The organism is Oceanospirillum sediminis, from assembly GCF_014164585.1.
GTDB classification, from domain to species: Bacteria; Pseudomonadota; Gammaproteobacteria; order Pseudomonadales; family Halomonadaceae; genus Oceanospirillum; species Oceanospirillum sediminis.
In genome coordinates this window covers 182580-202445 of sequence record NZ_JACJFM010000004.1, presented here as the reverse complement: position 1 = coordinate 202445, position 19866 = coordinate 182580, and the positions used below count along the sequence as shown (strand labels likewise).

The 19866-nt window shown below is 47.0% G+C and carries 18 protein-coding genes and 9 tRNA genes (1 of these 27 cut by a window edge); 13 read left to right on the top strand and 14 right to left on the bottom strand.

The window, feature by feature from the left end:
- Window positions 1-75: 75 nt before the first annotated feature.
- From H4O21_RS05125 to H4O21_RS05115, 3 genes are all read right to left on the bottom strand, one after another.
- Window positions 76-732: an HAD family hydrolase gene (locus H4O21_RS05125; RefSeq protein WP_182807767.1), complete on the bottom strand. Its 657-nt coding sequence runs from the start codon at window positions 730-732 to the stop codon at window positions 76-78.
- A 77-nt stretch (window positions 733-809) separates the two neighbouring features.
- Window positions 810-1532: a bifunctional 2-polyprenyl-6-hydroxyphenol methylase/3-demethylubiquinol 3-O-methyltransferase UbiG gene (ubiG, locus tag H4O21_RS05120; RefSeq protein ID WP_182807766.1), complete on the bottom strand. Its 723-nt coding sequence runs from the start codon at window positions 1530-1532 to the stop codon at window positions 810-812.
- On the bottom strand, window positions 1525-2853 hold the full coding sequence (locus H4O21_RS05115; protein WP_182807765.1) for a TRZ/ATZ family hydrolase: 1329 nt from the start codon (window positions 2851-2853) through the stop codon (window positions 1525-1527). The genes ubiG and H4O21_RS05115 overlap by 8 nt, the downstream gene beginning before the upstream one ends.
- 139 nt (window positions 2854-2992) lie before the next feature.
- On the opposite strand from H4O21_RS05115, the gene mtnA reads away from it, so the two are divergent.
- On the top strand, window positions 2993-4069 hold the full coding sequence (mtnA, locus tag H4O21_RS05110; protein ID WP_182807764.1) for an S-methyl-5-thioribose-1-phosphate isomerase: 1077 nt from the start codon (window positions 2993-2995) through the stop codon (window positions 4067-4069).
- A gap of 136 nt (window positions 4070-4205) precedes the next feature.
- Here the strand turns inward: mtnA and H4O21_RS05105 are convergent, their stop codons facing one another.
- Together H4O21_RS05105 and H4O21_RS05100 are read right to left on the bottom strand one after the other, a co-directional pair.
- The gene (locus H4O21_RS05105) at window positions 4206-5168 is read right to left on the bottom strand and encodes a chemotaxis protein CheV (protein WP_182807763.1); all 963 of its coding nucleotides are present in this window, start codon (window positions 5166-5168) and stop codon (window positions 4206-4208) included.
- A 4-nt stretch (window positions 5169-5172) separates the two neighbouring features.
- Window positions 5173-6390: an EAL and HDOD domain-containing protein gene (locus tag H4O21_RS05100; RefSeq protein WP_182807762.1), complete on the bottom strand. Its 1218-nt coding sequence runs from the start codon at window positions 6388-6390 to the stop codon at window positions 5173-5175.
- A gap of 126 nt (window positions 6391-6516) precedes the next feature.
- Here H4O21_RS05100 and H4O21_RS05095 point away from each other — a divergent pair.
- A tRNA-Asn gene (locus tag H4O21_RS05095) sits at window positions 6517-6592 on the top strand.
- Window positions 6593-6720: 128 nt separating this feature from the next.
- Here the strand turns inward: H4O21_RS05095 and fabV are convergent.
- The gene (gene fabV, locus H4O21_RS05090; protein WP_182807761.1) at window positions 6721-7923 is read right to left on the bottom strand and encodes an enoyl-ACP reductase FabV; all 1203 of its coding nucleotides are present in this window, start codon (window positions 7921-7923) and stop codon (window positions 6721-6723) included.
- Window positions 7924-8503: 580 nt separating this feature from the next.
- On the opposite strand from fabV, the gene H4O21_RS05085 reads away from it, so the two are divergent.
- Together H4O21_RS05085 and H4O21_RS05080 are read left to right on the top strand one after the other, a co-directional pair.
- On the top strand, window positions 8504-8863 hold the full coding sequence (locus H4O21_RS05085; RefSeq protein WP_182807760.1) for a CidA/LrgA family protein: 360 nt from the start codon (window positions 8504-8506) through the stop codon (window positions 8861-8863).
- 14 nt (window positions 8864-8877) lie between these two features.
- A complete protein-coding gene (locus tag H4O21_RS05080; protein WP_182807759.1) occupies window positions 8878-9597 on the top strand; it encodes an LrgB family protein in 720 nt (239 codons plus the stop codon).
- A 137-nt stretch (window positions 9598-9734) separates the two neighbouring features.
- Here H4O21_RS05080 and H4O21_RS05075 read toward each other — a convergent pair whose 3' ends face one another.
- The 6 genes from H4O21_RS05075 to paaX all read right to left on the bottom strand — a co-directional run bounded on the left by H4O21_RS05075 (window position 9735) and on the right by paaX (window position 16177).
- Window positions 9735-11117, bottom strand: coding sequence for a multiheme c-type cytochrome (locus H4O21_RS05075; protein ID WP_182807758.1), 1383 nt, complete (start codon window positions 11115-11117; stop codon window positions 9735-9737).
- Between the two features lie 56 nt (window positions 11118-11173).
- Entirely contained in the window at window positions 11174-11749 is a 576-nt protein-coding gene (locus tag H4O21_RS05070; RefSeq protein ID WP_255487136.1) for a cytochrome c3 family protein, read from the bottom strand.
- A 268-nt stretch (window positions 11750-12017) separates the two neighbouring features.
- Window positions 12018-13064 (bottom strand): hypothetical protein, encoded by a 1047-nt coding sequence (locus H4O21_RS05065; RefSeq protein WP_182807757.1) that lies wholly within the window; start codon window positions 13062-13064, stop codon window positions 12018-12020.
- A gap of 159 nt (window positions 13065-13223) precedes the next feature.
- The gene (locus H4O21_RS05060; RefSeq protein ID WP_182807756.1) at window positions 13224-13790 is read right to left on the bottom strand and encodes a DUF2889 domain-containing protein; all 567 of its coding nucleotides are present in this window, start codon (window positions 13788-13790) and stop codon (window positions 13224-13226) included.
- Between the two features lie 138 nt (window positions 13791-13928).
- A complete protein-coding gene (locus H4O21_RS05055) occupies window positions 13929-15233 on the bottom strand; it encodes an FAD-dependent oxidoreductase (RefSeq protein ID WP_182807755.1) in 1305 nt (434 codons plus the stop codon).
- 23 nt (window positions 15234-15256) lie between these two features.
- Complete coding sequence (paaX, locus tag H4O21_RS05050; protein WP_182807754.1) at window positions 15257-16177, bottom strand: phenylacetic acid degradation operon negative regulatory protein PaaX; 921 nt, start codon at window positions 16175-16177, stop codon at window positions 15257-15259.
- Window positions 16178-16512: 335 nt separating this feature from the next.
- Between paaX and H4O21_RS05045 the strand changes: the two genes are divergently transcribed.
- Window positions 16513-17694, top strand: coding sequence for an ABC transporter substrate-binding protein (locus tag H4O21_RS05045; protein ID WP_182807753.1), 1182 nt, complete (start codon window positions 16513-16515; stop codon window positions 17692-17694).
- A gap of 44 nt (window positions 17695-17738) precedes the next feature.
- Here H4O21_RS05045 and H4O21_RS05040 read toward each other — a convergent pair whose 3' ends face one another.
- A complete protein-coding gene (locus H4O21_RS05040) occupies window positions 17739-17930 on the bottom strand; it encodes a putative motility protein (protein ID WP_182807752.1) in 192 nt (63 codons plus the stop codon).
- A gap of 113 nt (window positions 17931-18043) precedes the next feature.
- A complete protein-coding gene (gene folD, locus H4O21_RS05035) occupies window positions 18044-18913 on the bottom strand; it encodes a bifunctional methylenetetrahydrofolate dehydrogenase/methenyltetrahydrofolate cyclohydrolase FolD (protein WP_182807751.1) in 870 nt (289 codons plus the stop codon).
- A 229-nt stretch (window positions 18914-19142) separates the two neighbouring features.
- Between folD and H4O21_RS05030 the strand changes: the two genes are divergently transcribed.
- The 8 genes from H4O21_RS05030 to H4O21_RS25425 all read left to right on the top strand — a co-directional run.
- Window positions 19143-19219: transfer RNA gene (locus H4O21_RS05030), tRNA-Pro, on the top strand.
- 14 nt (window positions 19220-19233) lie between these two features.
- Window positions 19234-19310 (top strand) — tRNA-Arg (locus H4O21_RS05025).
- A gap of 17 nt (window positions 19311-19327) precedes the next feature.
- A tRNA-His gene (locus tag H4O21_RS05020) sits at window positions 19328-19403 on the top strand.
- 21 nt (window positions 19404-19424) lie between these two features.
- Window positions 19425-19501 (top strand) — tRNA-Pro (locus tag H4O21_RS05015).
- 18 nt (window positions 19502-19519) lie between these two features.
- Window positions 19520-19595: transfer RNA gene (locus H4O21_RS05010), tRNA-His, on the top strand.
- Between the two features lie 21 nt (window positions 19596-19616).
- Window positions 19617-19693 (top strand) — tRNA-Pro (locus H4O21_RS05005).
- A 19-nt stretch (window positions 19694-19712) separates the two neighbouring features.
- Window positions 19713-19788, top strand: a tRNA-His gene (locus H4O21_RS05000).
- 21 nt (window positions 19789-19809) lie between these two features.
- Window positions 19810-19866, top strand: a tRNA-Pro gene (locus H4O21_RS25425); it runs 120 nt beyond the window's last position.

Below are 19866 nucleotides of genomic sequence, written 5' to 3'. Positions count from 1 at the left end.
TGATCAGGCTTCTCTCCCGGTTTTCAAGGGGGATTATCAGCACGCTATGGCGGTCTTTGTTATATCTGGCCAGGCTTATAGGGCTAATAGTTTACGTAACTCTGTACCATGATGAATAATGTGATCAGCCTGCCATTGATTGATATCGTCATCATCTTCAATATATCCCCAGCTGACAGCAATCGTTTTCATGCCGGCTGCCTTGCCTGCCTGAATATCCCGAATATGATCGCCGACGTAGATTGCATGCTGTGGAGCGGCCTGAATAACCTCGCAGGCATGAAATAACGGACGTGGATCAGGTTTCGCAATACCCAGATCATCAGGGCATACCACAACATCAACTATGGGGGTAATCGCCATAGCGTCCAGTAGCAGGTCGGTATAAAGGCGGGGTTTATTGGTGACGATACCCCAGGGAATACCCTGTGAGCGAAACGTGTATGCCAGCTCCTCCAGCCCATCAAACCACTGACTGTGTCTGGCAATATTATTCTCGTAGTAATGCAGTAAGCGATGGCGTAAATGCTCTGCTCGTTCTTCATTAAGAGAGGAACCAAAGGCCATTCTGATCATAGCATTTGCGCCATTTGATACCTGCTTGCGGGTTACTGAAAAGGGCAAGGCTGGCTGACCCTCTTCTTCTAGTAGCAGATTCAGACAAGCAGACAGATCATCAGCGGTGTCAATCAGAGTGCCATCCAGGTCAAATAACACGGCAGAAACAGACATAAAATACCCTTAAGTTATGCTGACAACGACGATCAGGTCGCTGCCAGCTTATTTAAGTAAGCGCCTTTGCTAAGATATTATTCAGCAGGTTTTCGGCACTGCAGCAGGTAGTTAACCTGAACATCGTTCGGGTCCAGTTTATACTGCTTTGTCAGAGGGTTGTAAGTCATACCGGTAATATCGCCCAGTTCAAGACTGGCCTGACGACACCAGTTACCCAGCTCAGAGGGACGAATAAACTTACTGAAATCGTGAGTGCCTTTTGGCAGCATTTTAAGTACGTATTCTGCACCAACAATGGCAAACAGATACGCTTTAGGGTTACGGTTGATGGTTGAAAAGAATACCTGACCACCGGGCTTGACCAGACGAGCACAGGCTTCAATAACGTTTCCTGGCTCCGGTACATGTTCCAGCATTTCCAGACAGGTCACAACATCGTATTGTCCGGCTTCCTGCTCAGCCAGCTCTTCTGCCGTAATCCGGCGATAGTTAATCTCCAGACCACTTTCAAGCTGGTGCAGTTTTGCCACAGACAGAGGGGCTTCACCCATATCAATACCGGATACATCGGCACCGCGTAACGCCATACTCTCGCTCAGAATGCCACCACCACAGCCAACATCCAGTACCTTTTTGCCAGCCAGCCCGGCACGTTCATCAATAAAATTCAGGCGCAGAGGATTAATGTCATGCAGAGGTTTAAACTCACTCTCACGGTCCCACCAGCGAGTTGCCAGGGCTTCAAACTTGGCCACTTCGGAGAAGTCTACATTCCGGGTGGTCTGCTGGTCAGTCATTGCGTTCTCCTGCACGAATTTTTTCTCCCCATTCACGGGCTTTAAGTTTCAATTGGTCAGTATCAATATGCGTTAGCATGCCACTACGAACCAGATGTTCCCCATTAACCCAGACATGGTCTACTTTGTCAGCCATGCGGGTATATACCAATTGAGATTCCGGGTGGTATACGGGTAGTGTTTCCAGCTGGTTCATATCGACAGCAATCAGGTCGGCTGCTTTTCCTGCTTCCAGGCTGCCGGTTATTTTATCAATGCCCAGCGCTTTTGCACCATTGATTGTGGCCATAGCAATTGCTTCGTATGCCGGTAGTGCAGCTGCATCACCGGATACCGCTTTGGCCAGTTGAGCGGCTACCTGCATTTCACCGAACATGTCCAGGTCATTGTTGCTGGCCGCTCCATCTGTTCCTAGTGCGACGTTAATACCTGCCTGCTGTAATTGATGCACCGGGCAAAAACCACTGGCCAGTTTCAGATTGGATTCCGGGCAGTGGATTACACTAACCTTGTAATCTGACAGAGTTTTCAGATCATCATCACTGACCTGAGTGACATGGACGGCCTGAAAGTGGGGGCCAAACAGTCCGAGTTTTTCCAATCGAGCAATAGGGCGTGCACCATTTTTCTCTGCTTCTGAGACTTCAAAAGCGGTTTCGTGCACATGCATCTGTACCGGGATCTGTAATTCTTCCTGGTAAGTCGCAATTTTTTTCAGCGGCTCATCTGATACGGTATAAGGTGCGTGAGGGCCAAAAGCGATACTGATTAGCGGGTTATGGCGGAAGCTTGTATGTACTTCAATCGCTTTATGAATACCTTCGTCGGCATCAGCAGCCCATGGGGTTGGGAAATCCAGAATCGGACAGCACACCTGGGCTCGCATTTTCAGTTCACTGGCGGTTTCGGCACAGACATCCGGGTAAAAATACATATCACTGAAACAAGTTGTCCCTGATTTCAGCATCTCAGCGATCGCCAGACGGGTACCATCTCGAACAAAGTCCGGGCTGACCCACTGGCCTTCTGCTGGCCAGATGTGCTCCTGTAGCCAGGTCATCAGAGCCAGGTCATCTGCCAGGCCTCTGAACAGGCTCATAGCGGCATGACCGTGGGCATTGATCAGTCCGGGCATTATTGCGTGATCTGTCAGCTCCAGTGTATGACCGGCAGTATAATCTGTTCTGGCCTGTTCTGTTGGCAGTATCGCAAGAACCCTGCCTTCAGCAATTGCCAGGCTATGGTGCTCCAGTACAGAGCGTTGTGGATCAACCGGAATAATCCAGCGAGCATGCAACAGAGTATCGACTTGAGTCGGCATGGCAGAAAATCCTGATATATAACAAAAAATTCCGTACAGTATAGGCACTTTTTTGTCTGCTGGCACTGTCGATTTGAACTCCCGTGGTTATAATACGCGCCTTTGTTTATTTATCTGAATACAAGTGCTGGAGTCATGAATGAGCGCCTCTGATCAAAATGGTGTTGAAGCTATAATCTGGCGGGAAGATCGTCTGGAACTGCTGGATCAGCGAATCCTGCCGGAACAGGAAAACTACCTGATTTATGAGACAGCAGAGGACGTGGCTCAGGCTATCCGGGACATGGTTGTTCGAGGGGCTCCGGCAATTGGTATTACTGCTGCTTATGGTGTTGTGCTGGCAGCACGTCACTGTTTTGCCCGTGATAGCTTTATGTGGAAAGAAAGCATTGGCAAGTATATTAAAATACTGGCTGATTCCCGGCCTACTGCGGTAAATCTGTTCTGGGCTTTAGAACAGATGGAGAAGCGCATCGCTTTACAGGCGGATGATCTGAATCCTGAAAAAAAACTGCTTGAGGAAGCGGTTCGCATCCACGAATCTGATATTGCTGCCAATAAAACCATGGGTGAGTTCGGTGCAGATATTATTGCTGCATCCCAGGATTCAGGGCGTTCAGTAATGACTCATTGCAATACCGGCGCTCTGGCAACCGGAGGTCTGGGAACTGCTCTGGGTGTGATTCGTACGGCATTTGATAAAGGGATTATTGATCATGTGTTCGCTGATGAAACCCGTCCCTGGTTTCAGGGCGCGCGTCTGACCGCGTGGGAATTAATGCGTGAAAATATCCCGGTTTCTCTGAATGTTGAGGGTGCAGCAGCGCATATTATGAAAACTCAGGATATATCCTGGGTGATTGTGGGTGCCGATCGCATCACAGCCAACGGTGATGTGGCGAATAAGATTGGTACATATAATCTGGCAGTACTGGCTTTACACCATGGTGTACGTTTTATGGTAGTCGCACCTGTCAGTACGATTGATATGTCTCTGGAAACCGGAGAGGATATTCCGATTGAAGAGCGTGGTGCTGATGAAGTGGTTGCTGTAAAAGGCCAGCAAATAGCTCCTGATGGTGTCGAAGTTTTTAATCCGGTTTTTGATGTGACCCCGGCTGACCTGATTGATGTTATTGTCACAGAGAAAGGAGTGGTGGAGCGTCCTGACAGGGATAAGATGGAGCTGCTTATGAGCAATGATCATCTGCACTGAGCAATGATTGTTATCTGCGTGTTGAATGATTACGACTAAAACAGCAGGCATAGACACAGAGTATAAAAAAGCCGTTGTCTGAAACCAGACAACGGCTTTTGTTTTACCGGGCTGTTATTGGTTTTGGTATCAGGCTTTATGCATTCAGCCTTTCCAGTACCGCATTAGCCAGTTCATTAGCGTCGAACTTAGGCAGGAAATCGTCTGCACCGACCTTCTCAACCATAGCTTTGTTAAATACACCACTTAACGAGGTGTGCAGAATGATATACAAGCCCTGCATATCCGGATTTTCTTTGACCCGTCTGGTTAATGTGTAGCCATCCATTTCAGGCATCTCAATATCTGAAATCATCAGCAGGAAGTCATCCGTTGGCTTCTTGCCGGACATAGTGAGGTTTTCAAGAAACTGGTAAGCTTCCAGCCCGTTTTTCAAAAGAGTACAGGTGAACCCCGCTGTTTCCATACAGCGTTTAATCTGGTTGCGGGCAACGACAGAGTCATCGACTACAATAACCTGTTTACTGGCTTGTTTGCTTTCCTCTGTGGCTTCCGGGGACTCTGATTTTTCTTTCAGAGCAGTATCCAGAGCCTGAGACATTGGTTCATCCATCTGCTCATTAAATGGCATAATTTCAGCAATGATTTTTTCAACATCAATGATCTCAATGATTTCATCCTGATGTTTAGATATTGCTGTCAGATAATGCTCATTACCCACTCCCTTTGGTGGTGGATGAATATCACTCCACTCCAGATTGATAATATGTTCAACTTTATCAACCAGAAAACCCTGCATTTTACGGTTATATTCCGCAACAATGACACTCTTACCACGGATATTTTCTGAATTACCGTGGCCTACGGCCAGTTTCAGATCAAGAATTGGCAGAGGGCCATCCATTGTATTGGCAACGCCAAGGGCAATAGGATGACGCCCCGGCATTTCTGTTAATGCCGGACAGGTGATGATTTTCTTAACTTTAAATACATTGATGCCGTAGAGCTGTTTATCTTCAAGGCGGAACAGCAGTAACTCAAGACGGTTTTCACCGGCTAACTGTGTTCTCTGGTTGACGCTGTGAAGAAGCTTACTCATATCTTCAACACTCCTGTGAATCCGCTATTGCCATTAAGCTTTGCTGTAACGCGGTTGCCCATCGACTTGCTTCCAGGTAAGCCGAATGTGCCAGATCCTTTTCAAACTGGCTATCCTCAATTTTTTGCCAGTCTACATTTTCATAATACATCGCGCACTGCAATGCTGCACCGGTTCTGCCTTCATAATGTAGCACGGCATTTTTGATTGCCGTGTTCAAAGGCAGTTCCGATAGAATCACTCCCATTGGTATATCAAGAAGAATATCCAACAAAGAGATTAAGCCTGCATTAAAGAAAATAGATGCATTGGGCCACCCTCTGGCTTCAGCCAGTAATTCACTCATTCTTGCTCTGGTCAGAGCCAGATAAAACAGGTCTGGTGACTGAGTACAGGTTTCTGAAAGAGCGATGACCAACGTCAGACTACGCAAAGCGTTCAGTCCGAGATAGATAAGAGCTTCCTTAATGCTGTTGATTTTACGATTAAAACTATAATACGCAGAATTGATAAATCTTAACAGTTTATAGTAGAGCTGTAAGTCCTGAATAATAAGTTTTTCAAGATCTTCTAATGGGACATTGATATCACTGAGCTGATTAAGAATTTCCAGTGCAATCAATTTATTACTAGGAAATCGTTTGATTATGGATTCTTCCGGATGAGGCAAATAAGCGCCCTGAATGCTATTCACTCCGGTTATGTTTAACTGTTCGAAAAGACTTTTGCTATCAACATCCGTGGCGATAGTCATCCAGTGAGTTTCAATATGGACTTCAAGTGACCCGGATAAGAAGTATTCTCCCGGCGCACGCAGAATACCAATCAGGGTCCGAAGCTCCTTGTCTATATCTGGCATCCTATCTGAATTAAGGTGTAAGCCAAAACGTGCCCCGCGTTTTTTCAGGTTTTTTACCAGAGCAGGAGGAATTTGATTAATCTGATCGCTGCTACAGATCAGCCAGAATTGCTCCAGGGGGAAATTCATCTGGCTGCTGAGCTGTGCCAGCATTTTCTCCTCAGACAGAATAAGTGCCGGGCGCTGGTTAAGCAGGTCGCTGATTGCAGGGTCGGTCAGAGCATAAGCAATCATTTCGGGCAGATTCCCGGAAGTACTGGTCTGAAGGTCAGAAACCAGTTCATAAGCCAGTACATTATAGTTCCGGTCACACACCGGAATACGGGCAAAGCATATTGATGGTATATCTGGTCTTTTAGCCATTGAGGTCATCAGCTGTTGTATCCGTATCTCTGGTTCAATGCTTATTAGCGGCCCCATTGAAACTTTATAAAAAATGCTTGCGTATCAATTGGATAGCTGTATAATTCGTTTCATCTCTTACAGAGATCCCTGATAGCTCAGTTGGTAGAGCAGTAGACTGTTAATCTATTGGTCGCAGGTTCGAGTCCTGCTCGGGGAGCCAGATTCGAAAAGCCAGCATTTTTGCTGGCTTTTTTTATGCCTGTTATTCAGAACTATAGCTGATAATATTTTTTCAGGCATAAAAAAGACCTCTGATATGAGGCCTTTTATTTCATTTCTTTATGATGCTTACAGCTCGTCTGGCTGGAAATCAACCAGTGGGTTGACATCGGCATCGTAATCAACACCATCAATACCGAAGCCAAACAGCTTCAGGAACTCATCCTTGTATAGCTGATAGTCCGTCACATCAAACAGGTTTTCTGTTGTAACTTGTGGCCATAACTCGCGACAGGCATTTTGTACTTCTTCTTTCAGCTCCCAGTCATCCAGACGCAGACGGTTAGAGTCATCTGTATCCGGAGCACTCAGATCATCCTTATATAGCTGGGTGCTGAACATACGATGAATCTGTTCCATACAGCCTTCATGTAAACCTTTTTCACGCATAATGCGGAAGACCATTGCCAGATACAGAGGCATAACAGGAATAGCGGAGCTGGCCTGAGTTACAACCGATTTCAGTACGGCAACATTAGCACCACCGCCGTTAGCGGACAGTTTTTCGTTCAGTGCTGAAGAGGCTCTGTCCAGATCTTCTTTAGCTTTACCCAGGGCGCCGTGCCAGTAAATTGGCCAGGTGATATCACTACCAATATAGGAGTAGGCCACTGTACGGCAACCGTCAGCCAGTACACCGGCATCAGATAGGGCATTAACCCACAGCTCCCAGTCCTCGCCACCCATAACGGTCACTGTATCTGCAATTTCCTGCTCGGTAGCAGGTTCTATTTCAGCATCAATAATGACGTTTTTATTCGTATCGATAGCTGTGGATTTATAAGGCTGGCCAATGGGTTTCAGGCTGGAGCGAATTACCTCACCGCTGTCAGGCAGTTTACGCACTGGGGATGCCAGAGAGTATACAACCATGTCAACAGATCCCAGGTCCTCTTTGATGATATCAATAACACGTGAGCGGGCTTCATGGGAGAAAGCATCGCCATTGATACTTTTAGCATAAAGACCTTCTTCTTGTGCCGCTTTTTCAAACGCAGCAGCATTATACCAACCGGCTGTTCCGGTCTTTTTCTCTGTACCCGGTTTTTCAAAGAAAACGCCAAGTGTTGAAGCGCCAGAGCCAAAAGCCGCCGCAATACGTGAAGATAAACCATAGCCGCTGGATGCACCAATCACCAATACACGTTTTGGTCCGTTTTTAATTGGGCCTTGCGCTTTGGTGTAGGCGATCTGTTCCCGCACATTGGCTTCACATCCTGTGGGATGGGTTGTTGTACAAATAAAACCGCGAATTTTTGGTTTGATGATCATAATTCGTCTGCGTTGTTGTGACTTCGGATAAAGCGGGGCAGGGCCTTGTCAGGCTGACAGTATGCTGGCATACCTTACATTTCCGTCCCCAGTTTTGCGGGTAATAATACCCTACAATTCTGTGGAGGTCTTCCAGGCACAGAGGAATTGATCACAGGATCAGGCCGCTTTCAGGTTTCTGCTTTTCTTTTGCTGGCTTGATGTACAACTGCGACAGTATTTCAGATAAGTGCGTTCAGATGGCAGATAAAATTCAGAGCGGGGAAATTTTCTGAAGCAGCATTCACAGGTAAATCCAGAGAAGTGACCGGGATAACGAGTGTGTCGCATAGCTTGATCCTCACTTTGGTAATGTCAGGTCGGTGTTAATCAGCTGCGTATCACTATGTCAGGCTGGAATGACGGAATTGTTAAGAGAAGATAACCGCTTGATGACAACTGGCGGGCTGTCTCAGCTGGCTGAATCAGTTCCTTTACAGACAGAAACTGGTCGGACCTTTGTTACTTTTCTCTAATTCCCCTTGCCAGAGCAGGTGTCCATACTCCAACATCTGCAAAAATTTATATCATTGAGAGTGTTATGCTATACGGTTTTCTGGTGCTTCTGATCTGCCAACTGGTGGGTGAGCTTATTGTTCGTTATCTGGATCTACCCTTCCCCGGACCTGTGGTTGGTATGGCCATACTTCTGATTGCTCTGATGATCAATGGTGGTGTACCTGACAGCATTCGACAAGCCAGTGAAGGGCTGCTGTCCTATCTGGCATTATTGTTTGTTCCTGCTGGTGTAGGGTTAATGGTTCATTTTCAATTGATTGCTGCTGATGGTCTGACCATTTTAACAGCCCTGGTGCTGAGTACGGCTCTGACTTTGTTAGTGACAGGATTTATTCTTAATCGAATGGCTCCCGATGCCATTGAAAAAGATCAGAAGGGCTGAAGGACAAGAGAACGATGAATGATATTGTTAATATCTGGGTTTACCTGTCAGCCAGCCCTATTCTGAGTATTGTGATTACAATCACTGGCTTTCTGATTGCAACTCGTATTAACCGACTGGCGGGAGGAAGTGCTTTTCTGCATCCGGTCATTGTGGCAATCGCTTTGATTGTGGCGTTCCTGACGCTGGTAGAAACATCTTATGAGCAATACTTTGAAGGCGCTCAGTTTATTCATTTCTTGCTGGGACCTGCGACGGTTGCATTGGCGGTGCCGTTATTCGATCATCTCGATAGAGTCCGGTTGATGTTCTGGCCCATTATCATTGCTTGTTTTTCCGGTATTCTGACAGCGGCTTTATCCACTATCGGAATTGTATTGCTGATGGGGGGCAGCCGGGAAACAGTATTATCTTTAACTCCTAAATCGGTTACTTCACCAATTGCTATGGGAATTGCAGAAAAAATTGGTGGCTTTCCGTCACTGACAGCTGGACTGGTGCTGGTCACCGGAGCCATCGGTTGTGTCATCGGGCCTGTGCTTTTCCGGTTGTTGCGTATCAGAGATCATAGTGTACAAGGGTTTACTATGGGACTGGCAGCTCATGGCTTTGGAACAGCGCAGTGCTTTACCATCAGCTCTGTTGCTGGTGCTTTTGCTGGCCTGGCGATGGGGATGACGGGAATGGTCAGTGCATTTGTATTGCCTGTTCTGGTGAAAGTCCTGGGGATATGATGGCAGCCTGTATTCAGGCGTTTGAGTGCTGGTACTTTGAAGTGTAATTGAAGGTTTGGAGTTCAGGGGGGAAGAAAAAGACTGCCCCCTGATAAAAGGAGGCAGTCAGATTTATTTCAATTCAGATCTGGTATCACTCAATCTTCAATTTTTCCTGTTTCCAGGCGTTTCTGATGAATGGCTTTCAGTTTGTACAGATCCTGTTGCAGTTCGAAGAAACCGTGCCAGTGGGCGTAGTCCGGTGCTCCCATCATTGCTCCATGACGGGCCCGACGGCCTTCATGGTGCCATAAATGGTAGAAAGTAATCTGGAATTCATCTATCCACGGATTATCCTTCAGCAGGCCTTTGGATTTCAGTTCATCCAGCATCGCTTTTGCAGGTGCATAGTACTCGACGTTGTACAGTTTTACGGCTTTATCACCCTGTTTAAAGAAGCCCTTCGTATGAGTGGTACTGTGACAGGAGCTGCAGACCTGTTCCATTTTCTTTCTGCCTTCAGGACCATTACCCAGCAGAGGACTCATCACATCATCTGAGTTACGCACTTTGGATACTTTGGCCCACAGGTTCCAGTACAGGCGTTCATTAATGTTGTGAGTGGTATTCAGCTCGCCAATACCGCTCATATGGCAAGTGGCGCAGGTTGGTGCTCGATAATCACCAGGCTCCCAGCCATCTGGTGGAGAATCCCACTTCCAGTTATTGCCATCAGCATTGAAAATATGGCCGTGTTTACTGTTGTTATATACCTCTATATCCGGATGATCCGGCCCCAGGTGGCAGGATGCACAGGCGGCAGGTTTGCGGGCTTCTGCAATAGAAAACTTATGTCGTGTATGACAGGCTGCGCAATTGCCGGTTGAGCCATCTGGATAGATATTGCCCATTCCCATATTTGGCCAGGTTTCAGGAGAGGGTTTGCCCTCTTTATCAAGGCGAATTTTAGTGCCGTGACATTGCATACAACCTGTCTCATCCGGAGCATTGCCCAGTTCTTTGTTATTTCTGCCTTCATGTACTTTGACTAAGGCATGAAGACTGTCTTTTGGGATAATCTGGCGATAGGACCGGAAATGACCGCTCTGATTAAACTGCTCCTGTTCCTGGCTATGGCAGCGTCCACAGACGGCAGGAGACACCAGAGGGGTGATATAAACATTTTTCAGTTCACCCTTGTTATGCAGTCTGGCATCCGGCTGGTTTTTGTCAGCCTGGTGACAGTCATTACAGCCGACACTGACATGACTATGTCGGCTGTCTTTCCAGTCACTGACAATACCAGGCTGAACTTTCTGATGGCAGCTGACACAGGCTTTATCCGTTTCGCTGAGGCCTCGTTTAAAGCTGATTGTTTTAACCTGGCTCATATCTGTACTTACCTGAGACGAGTTATCTTCTGCCTGTGCACTTAAACTCACCAGGATAAAAAACAGTAACAGAAGAAAATAGTACAGGATACGAGAGAGCGGTTTATCTGGTATCAGATTACCCGGTATCTGCTGTGTGTGATGGTTCATAGTTAACTCCTTTTCCGGCTAATCATCCGGTTGGGTCGGTCGAGTTGTTATATTTATTAATTATTCTGAGTGACGCTTCTTATCGGCAGATAGGAGGCCAGGTTTTTATGTCCCACGCTATGGCAGTCTATGCAGCTCTTCTGGGTGGTTTCCTGGAAGTAAGGTTTGTGAGCGACGTACTGCTTATTTATGCGTTCAGAACCTTGTTCAAGATTGTTGTGGCATTTCAGGCAACCTGAGTCATAAACATAATCATTGGCATGATTCAGTTTCTGGTGCCAGTCGACGTCTTCTGCTCCGAGAACATATTCTTTCAGAACATCCCAGGCCCCATTCCGGGCTTTGACATACAGGTATGTCGCATAGTTATCCTGTGGCAGATGGCAATCAGTACATAGTGCCTGTATACCTGTGGGAGAGTTCCCACCATGAATATCTTGCAGAAAAGAGGCCTGCATCGGCTTCATGCTATGACAGCTACCGCAGAATTTCTGACCGGATGTAGCATGAAGAGCGGCATCTGTACCTATCCAGCTTAAAATGGCAACTATGCCTGATAGAGCTGCTGATATCAGGATAAACAGCAGACGATTTCTTTTTCGGCGACCAGAGGGTGATTTAATGTAATGCAATTCACTATTCCCTGTATGGTTTTACACTTTGTAGACTACTCCTTTAACCTTTGTTTCAACAGGGTTTTTTTATTGCTGGCAGGTAATGTATTTATGTCCGATTGTAAGTTCAGATTAAAGGCTTGCTCTGTAGCATGGATGCAATCATGGGCTCATATTGTACAGGCCTGAAGAGATGGTAACGGGGCAGAAATATTCGGGCAGATACCGGTATCAGTTTAAAAACTGATACCGGTATCTGGCGATAGGAATATAATGATAAAAAGTATCAGACGTTTGAAGAAAGCACCGCCAGACCCTGCTTGTATCCCAGGCCGCCATTGCCATGTACGATACCTGTCTGACCTGGCGCTTGCTGTAAAGCTTCGCACATGGCTATCAAACCGTTCAGGGCCGGATTGTTCCATGGTGCGCGAGCCAGGTTCATGCCTCCTGTCTGGGTAAGAGGTCTGGTTGCCAGAAACTCTGAAATGGCTTCAGGGGTCGTGGCTGCTCCGGAAATTATCAATAGGGCCAGTGGTACTACGGGGTAACAGGTATAGGCATCCAGTAATACTTCCGGGGACCTGATGCTCTGGCATAAATCGATACCAGATTGAATACTGGCATAATGCAGTGCTTTTTCCAGTGCGTGGTATTCCGCCAGGGTTTGTGTATAGTGAGGACCATCCTGATCAGCGATACCTATACCTGTGCCGCAGACTTTGACAGGGGGCATACTGGTTTCCAGACTGTTTACAATATCAGGGTGGGCAACAATCAGGATGCCATCAAAATCAATGCCCGGATTTGCGCAATCCACGCCCCTGAACAGATCTGTTAAAGGGGTGAACCAGCGTTGATCCGGCAGACTGATGCCCTGTTGTTCAGCGGTTCTGCTCAGGTTCTGAAAAATCTGATCTCTCAGATTTATAAACTCTTGTTCTGACAGTCCCTGCAATCTGCAGAAGTGGCGTGTGAGCTGGGTATAAGCTTCCGGGATGCTGATATCATCTTCATAGATAGTCATAAGCTGATGACGTTCTTCGCGGCTGTATTCTGATTTCAGGTAATCACGCCCCCGGATAGCGACAACATCGGCTTCAGACTGACTGATCATACGGTTCGCAACAGCCAGAGCCTCAATTGGTCCACAGCCGCTCCTGAAATGTCCTTCTTCCAGAGGGCTGTTCCAGTCGGTGCTCAGGGGATCTATACTCAGGCTGGCCTGTTTTAAGCCAGCCTCTCTGGCCTGTTCCAGAATATTCAGGCTGGCACTGATGTCTCCGGCCTGATCAATATTGCGCTGAGCGCTGATAATAATGCCATTTGCCATAACGTCGTTCCGAGTTGTTGTTTTTAATTATTCTTTACTGGCTGATTTTATTATTGTGCAGACAGCCGGATCCAGATAAAAATATTGATATGTCCCGGCCTGCAGGCAGAGCGTTGCGAGTTATTTTGCAAAGCATTTTTGATCCGGGGGGTTATAATATTATGAGGCCTGAGAGGATTTATCTTCTTTGTCTGCATGATCAGGCCATAGACGTTTGGCTACAGGGCTATGGCTGGCCAGGGCATGGCAGGTATTCATAATTCTCGGAGGGCTATCATTTTTTTCTTCTCTGGCTTTCAGTTTCTGATACAGGGCCTGAAATGCTGTCGTTGCCATAGGGCCTAATAATTCTGTGTGATGGGTGCATCCTTTGCTTTGTCCAAGCAGTGTTTTAACTTTTTTGTTCCATCCGGGGCCTATTTTTAGTCCTATCAGTTTTTTATAAGCTGAAGTGATATTCTGGCACAGATTGAATGGCGCATAGTCAGTACTGGCTTCAGCATCATGAATGGTCATATCAAGATCTATGGTGATGCGCAGCCACATTTCATGGATGGGTTCTCCTGCCTGAATAACCCCGCCTCTGTCCTGGTTAGCGACATCCGTTGTTTTTATATCTGTCATATGGCCTTCAATATCCCATAGTCCGTCATGTCTTGACCATGCCCGACAGGTGACTGTTCTGGTGTGTAGTAGCTGGCGTTCGTTTCTGGTAGTTAAAGGCATATCTTGTTCCGCAGAGAGATAAACAGTATAGGGTTCGGGAAATGAATATCCTGATCTGGCGGATAATACTTAAAAGCCGATGTTTGTCGCAATGATCCTGAATCATGACAAACATCAGTTTTACAGATAAGGGATTGTTCAGCTAACTGATTGTAAAAAAGAGTGTATTTCATCCAGAGAGATAAACTTCTCTCTTGGTCTGGTTGAATCGGCTCGGGCTATTTCTTCCTGATCTATCCTGAACCAGTCTGCTTTGCTGATGATTGGTATACCTCGTTCCTTAATCAGTTTGTCCAGAGCTTCAGGTCCCGGTCTGCTGTCAGTGACTGCTTGTTCTTCCAGATCTGCCAGTAAGCGTTTAGCCACTGACAGTGCATCAGCCTTATTCGCGGGTATGACACCGTTGGGGCCTCGTTTACACCAGCCCGAGGTATATACTCCGGGCTCAACATAGCCATCCTGATTTTTTATAGTATTTTTCTCTGTATCCCATGGGATGCCAGGAATCATTTCGCTGTGATAGCCAATAGCGGTGATCAGAATGTCTGTCGGAAGTCTGAGGTTTTCGCCGTCTTCAGATTGATCTGTCGACTGAAATTCAAGTTCATTAATTCTGCCCTGAGCAGAAATCACACGAACTGGTGTATGATTAAACAGGAAATGCAGTCTGACGGGTTTATCTGCTTTATTGGTTGCAAAACTTTGCAATACTTCCAGATTTTTTTGTTTGCTGCGTGCTTCTCTGGGATCAGTATTTTCCGACGGTGTGTCCGGAATGTCATCATTGGTGAGTGGTGTGCACTGATGAAGTTGTCCCAGCTCTTCCAGTTCGTAAGGAGTAAAGCTGGCTTCGGCAGGCCCTCGGCGCCCGACTATCCAGATGTCACTGAAATGGGTGTGGGTCAAAGTATTTCTGGCATGGGCTGGAATATCTGCTTCGATTAATTCTTGCTCCGTTTTGGCCAATATTCTGGCAATATCAAGTGCGACATTGCCGTTCCCGATGATCACTGCTGTGCGGCCGCTGAGTTCCGGAGATAAACCGGCATGATCCGGATGACCGTTATACCAACCTGTGAACTGAGCTGAACCAAATATTCCTTCACAATCTGTTCCCGGGATGTTCAGCTTCCTGTCTTTATAGGCACCTGTTGCCAGAATAACTCTGTCATAGTTGCTTTTCAGCTCCTCATAGCTCAGGTCTTTTCCTAGCTCCAGATTACCAATAAAACGAATACGTTCGTTATTCAGGGTGCGCTCGAACTGACGTATTGTATTTTTTGTGCCGATATGATCTGGTGCAACACCGGCTCTTACCAGTCCATAAGGAACTGGCAGGCGCTCAATAATGTCAATCCAGCTCTCAGGTAGTTTTCTGGATAGAATTTCAGCCAGGTAGAAGCCGCTGGGGCCGCTACCGATAATTGCAATTGTCAGAGACATAGCTTCTCCCTGAGTCGGCAGAGTTAAAGACCGCCAAACCGTTTGTAGAATGATGGTGAAGCATCAGGCAGAGGGCCTTCTGCTGTTTCAAGGCAGACAGATAAATGTTGTTCGGTATTGCTGGTCACTAACCGATAGAGGTTTCTGCAAAGTAAGCGGGCAGCAGTGCCTTCCCAGTCACTGGGTAGCAGTTCTTCAGGAAGCTGAGGGTCTCGTAACAGAACCCGCCGGTACTCATGAATCAGAAGTGTTCGCACCAGAAAGCAGTCTTCTGGATCCAGATAATCCTCATTTTTGAGTTCATTCCAGATAGGGCGGAATTTATTCAGAAACAGACGATAGCTTTCAGATAACTCATCAAGATTCCAGCAATCTTTAACCAGCAAACGTAAGGGGCGACTGCTGACCAGTTCCTGTTGGGTGGTTTCAAAAATAATGGCATCATCCAGAGCGTTGATATCTTTCAGAGTGGTGCGCAGTTCTGCCATATCTGCCATTGGATGAGCAAAAACTCCGGGGGAAATATTGCCAAAACCCAGCCAGCCCAGCTCTTCTTTAACAGGCTTACGCAAATCCTGGTCAATCTGGTTGGCCAGTACAATGCACCAACGACCATCCCAGTCAGGCAGTACAGGTGCGTAAACCCGCTTAAATGCTTTTTCAAAGCGCCTGCGTCCTGAGCCTGTCAGGCTGTAGTAACTACGGCGGCCTACTTGCTCTGATGTCAGCCACTCTTCTTTGGCGAGTCGGAAAACAGAGGTCCTGATCAGGCGTTGGTTGAGACCCAGGGGTTCAAGAATATTGATCAGACTGCCCAGCCAGACTGTTCCTCCGCGTGGTGCAATGGAGTCTCCATATACTGTGATGATCAGTGAGCCTGCACGAATAGGTCGTTGCTGGCAAAACTCTTCTGTTAACTGTTGTACGGCACGATTTTCTGGCATGGCTCTGTTTTTTGTATCATTTGTTGTATAAGAATGATTATTCTTCGATTGTAAGTCTAGTCTGTTGTGCTAACAAGCAGGATTGTTATTCCACAGTTTATAGATTCAAAGTGATGGCTGTTTTCAGTCTGTGAAGTTACGTCCTTATAACTATTAAATTTTTCTGGTCTTTATCAGGTGTTTTATCGATGCTTTTAAATTAGTAATATTTCTTGTTTGAGATTGATTAAATAAAAATCTTATATTCCGCGCTTGTTTCGACTTATCGCTAATTTTTATCATTTTTGTATTCGGTACTGTGCATATCTTGTGCTGATGTTTTCTGGAGTGTGGTAATGAAATGGATTCGCCTGATATTGGGTGTGTTATCTGTCTTGTGGGGAGGAAGCAGTGTTTGTGTGGCCGGAGATATCTGGCCCGGAGATGAAGCAAAGGATACCGGGCCTGTTAAGATCGGTGTATTCCTTGCCTTGACAGGCGAAGCTGCGTTTCTGGGGCAGCCTGCAATGAATACGCTTCAGTTATATGTGGATGAAATTAATCGTGCCGGGGGAGTGATTGGCAGGCCGCTGAAACTGATTGCTTACGATACAGAAGGCAAAGCATTGATTGCCAGGGAGAAAGTTATACAGTTGATAGAAACCGATCAGGTTCACTTGTTGATCGGGGGAAGTACCTCAGGTAGCTCTCTGGCGGTTATTCCTTTGGTTGAGAGGGCAAAAATACCATATATCTCCCTGGCGGCTTCTGTAGCGATTACAGAGCCGGTAAAGAAGTGGGTGTTTAAGACGCCTCATACTGACCGGAATGCAGCAGAAAAGATTTTCTATGATATCAGTCAACGAGGTTTAAGGCGTGTTGCTCTGATTTATAGCTCAGGAGGCTTTGGGCGCTCCGGTCGAATTCAATCGAGAAGTGTACTGGAGAAATACGGGCTCGAACTTGCCGAAGAGATTGTTTATCAGGCTGGTGCTGAAGAGCTTGGGCATAAACTGAGTCAGTTGCGGAATAGAACAGATCTTGATGCTGTAGTTAATTTTGATTCGGGGAGAGGGGCTGTAATTGTGACGAAAGCCTTCAGGGATGCAGGTATTGGGCTGCCTCTTTATCAGTCTCACGGTGTGGCATCGGAGCGTTATATTGAGCTTGCGGGCCGGGCTGCAGACAGGGTTCGTTTTCCTGCACCGGCGATACTGATCGCTGAGCAATTACCTGACGGTGATGAGCAAAAAGATATTCTGCTCAGTTACATTAACCGTTATCAGGAAGTTTTTCTTGAGAGACCATCGGCATTCGGTGGTTATGCTTATGATGCATTGATGTTAACGATAAGGGCTCTGGAAAATACAGGTACAACCAGACGCGTCCGGATTCGGGATGCGCTGGAGCGTACGGCAAACTACGTCGGTACTGCAGGTCTGGTGAATATGAATAGCTCTGACCATTTAGGTCTCAGCTCGTTATCATTTATGATGCTTGAAATTATTGATGGACAGTGGAAAGTTGTCAGGCCGTAGCAGAGACTGTGGGGAGGCCTCCCCACAGTCGGTGCAGTTGCCAATCAGGCACGGGTATCTATTTTGTTACCCAGGTGTGGTTCGACGGATTGAGCTGGCTGCACAGTATTAATTGAACCCAGAAGGGTTTCCATAGTACTTTGCGCATTGTCCTGTGCGGACTTGAACAGCTTAATCTGAACTCCCAGTAAAGGGTCTTGTCTGGCCGCACTATTGGCAGCGCTTGATACGTCCATCGTCATTCTCCTGTTTTTGCAGATCTGCAGTATCAGTTAACGGCTGGTCTGAATGAAGCTTAAGCTGTCAGGTTAATGAATAATGTAACGTTTTGTACTGTGTTTTCGGGCTTTTAGCCCTGGTTTAAAGAAATATCATGGTTTTCAGCTGCTTGCAGGGTATTTTCAAGCAGAGCTGCTCGGGTCATAGGGCCTACGCCTCCTGGTACAGGGGTAATCCATCCGGCACGCTCTGCTGCAATATCATAGTCTACGTCGCCAACCAGCTTGCCATTTTCCAGGCGGTTAATGCCTACATCAATGACAATGGCTCCTTCTTTAATCCATTCTCCTTTCACTAAGCCCGGCTTACCTACAGCAACAACCACAATATCAGCATTAGCAAGAGTACCCGGAAGATCCTGGGTGAATCTGTGCGTAACGGTGACGGTGCATCCAGCCAGTAAAAGTTCCATTGCCATTGGGCGGCCAACGATGTTAGAAGCACCAACAATAGTTGCATTCATACCCCGGATTTTTTCTCCTGTGCTTTCCAGCAGAGTAATGATGCCTTTGGGAGTGCAGGGGCGTAACGCAGGCAGGCGTTGTGCAAGGCGGCCCAGATTATATGGATGGAAACCATCAACATCTTTATGAGGCTTGATGCGTTCCAGAATCAGATTGGCATCCAGATGCTCAGGTAAAGGCAGCTGAACAAGAATGCCATCCACTTCCGGTTTCTCATTCAGTTCATCGACCAGTTTCAGAAGCTGTTCCTGAGTGGTATCTGCTTTCAGGTCATATGAAAAAGAGCGGAAGCCTGCTTTCTCGCAATCCATCTTCTTATTGCGAACATATACTTCAGAAGCCGGATCATTTCCGACAAGCACCACTGCCAGTCCGGGAACCCGTAAACCTTCGGCTTTGCGCTTTTCTACTGCGGATGCCACATTGTTGCGTACGTTTTCAGCGATCTGTTTGCCATCAATAATATTGGCGCTCATCGTTCTGGGTTGCTCCTGCCGATAGTTCAGTCGTAAATGGTTACAATTTTGGGGGTATATTGTCGCACGATGAAGCGTTTCGGGGAATATTCTATGATAAGGTGTTGTATCTAAATGAAAAAATTAAAAAAATATATAAAATAGTGTTGACTATGTTTTAGTGTGTGTATAGAATGCGTCGCCATGTTGAGACGGCTTCTCTGGGAGTCGGTTAACAAGCAAAGATTTTCGGGATATAGCGCAGTCTGGTAGCGCGCCTGCTTTGGGAGCAGGATGTCGGGGGTTCGAATCCCTCTATCCCGACCATCCGAACTTTGTGGGCGCCTATAGCTCAACTGGATAGAGCAACGGCCTTCTAAGCCGTAGGTTGCAGGTTCGAGTCCTGCTGGGCGCGCCATTTATAGTTTTTTGCTGGTGAGCGTAGCTCAGTTGGTAGAGCCCCGGATTGTGATTCCGGTTGTCGTGGGTTCGAGTCCCATCGTTCACCCCAGTTTGCTTGTTTTGTAGTTGTCGGGATATAGCGCAGTCTGGTAGCGCGCCTGCTTTGGGAGCAGGATGTCGGGGGTTCGAATCCCTCTATCCCGACCATTCTCCAGAGTTTTTGTGGTGAGCGTAGCTCAGTTGGTAGAGCCCCGGATTGTGATTCCGGTTGTCGTGGGTTCGAGCCCCATCGTTCACCCCATTGTTTCTTCATATCTCTTGTCGGGATATAGCGCAGTCTGGTAGCGCGCCTGCTTTGGGAGCAGGATGTCGGGGGTTCGAATCCCTCTATCCCGACCACTCCTTCTGGAGTTTTGTGGTGAGCGTAGCTCAGTTGGTAGAGCCCCGGATTGTGATTCCGGTTGTCGTGGGTTCGAGTCCCATCGTTCACCCCATTGTTTCTTCATATCTCTTGTCGGGATATAGCGCAGTCTGGTAGCGCGCCTGCTTTGGGAGCAGGATGTCGGGGGTGC

Bases quoted from the DNA above. Each gene is read 5' to 3' on its own strand.
- H4O21_RS05125 (WP_182807767.1), bottom strand. From the start codon at position 732: ATGTCTGTTTCTGCCGTGTTATTTGACCTGGATGGCACTCTGATTGAC.
- ubiG (WP_182807766.1), bottom strand. From the start codon at position 1,532: ATGACTGACCAGCAGACCACCCGGAATGTAGACTTCTCCGAAGTGGCC.
- H4O21_RS05115 (WP_182807765.1), bottom strand. From the start codon at position 2,853: ATGCCGACTCAAGTCGATACTCTGTTGCATGCTCGCTGGATTATTCCG.
- mtnA (WP_182807764.1), top strand. From the start codon at position 2,993: ATGAGCGCCTCTGATCAAAATGGTGTTGAAGCTATAATCTGGCGGGAA.
- H4O21_RS05105 (WP_182807763.1), bottom strand. From the start codon at position 5,168: ATGAGTAAGCTTCTTCACAGCGTCAACCAGAGAACACAGTTAGCCGGT.
- H4O21_RS05100 (WP_182807762.1), bottom strand. From the start codon at position 6,390: ATGGCTAAAAGACCAGATATACCATCAATATGCTTTGCCCGTATTCCG.
- fabV (WP_182807761.1), bottom strand. From the start codon at position 7,923: ATGATCATCAAACCAAAAATTCGCGGTTTTATTTGTACAACAACCCAT.
- H4O21_RS05085 (WP_182807760.1), top strand. From the start codon at position 8,504: ATGCTATACGGTTTTCTGGTGCTTCTGATCTGCCAACTGGTGGGTGAG.
- H4O21_RS05080 (WP_182807759.1), top strand. From the start codon at position 8,878: ATGAATGATATTGTTAATATCTGGGTTTACCTGTCAGCCAGCCCTATT.
- H4O21_RS05075 (WP_182807758.1), bottom strand. From the start codon at position 11,117: ATGAACCATCACACACAGCAGATACCGGGTAATCTGATACCAGATAAA.
- H4O21_RS05065 (WP_182807757.1), bottom strand. From the start codon at position 13,064: ATGGCAAATGGCATTATTATCAGCGCTCAGCGCAATATTGATCAGGCC.
- H4O21_RS05060 (WP_182807756.1), bottom strand. From the start codon at position 13,790: ATGCCTTTAACTACCAGAAACGAACGCCAGCTACTACACACCAGAACA.
- H4O21_RS05055 (WP_182807755.1), bottom strand. From the start codon at position 15,233: ATGTCTCTGACAATTGCAATTATCGGTAGCGGCCCCAGCGGCTTCTAC.
- paaX (WP_182807754.1), bottom strand. From the start codon at position 16,177: ATGCCAGAAAATCGTGCCGTACAACAGTTAACAGAAGAGTTTTGCCAG.
- H4O21_RS05045 (WP_182807753.1), top strand. From the start codon at position 16,513: ATGAAATGGATTCGCCTGATATTGGGTGTGTTATCTGTCTTGTGGGGA.
- H4O21_RS05040 (WP_182807752.1), bottom strand. From the start codon at position 17,930: ATGGACGTATCAAGCGCTGCCAATAGTGCGGCCAGACAAGACCCTTTA.
- folD (WP_182807751.1), bottom strand. From the start codon at position 18,913: ATGAGCGCCAATATTATTGATGGCAAACAGATCGCTGAAAACGTACGC.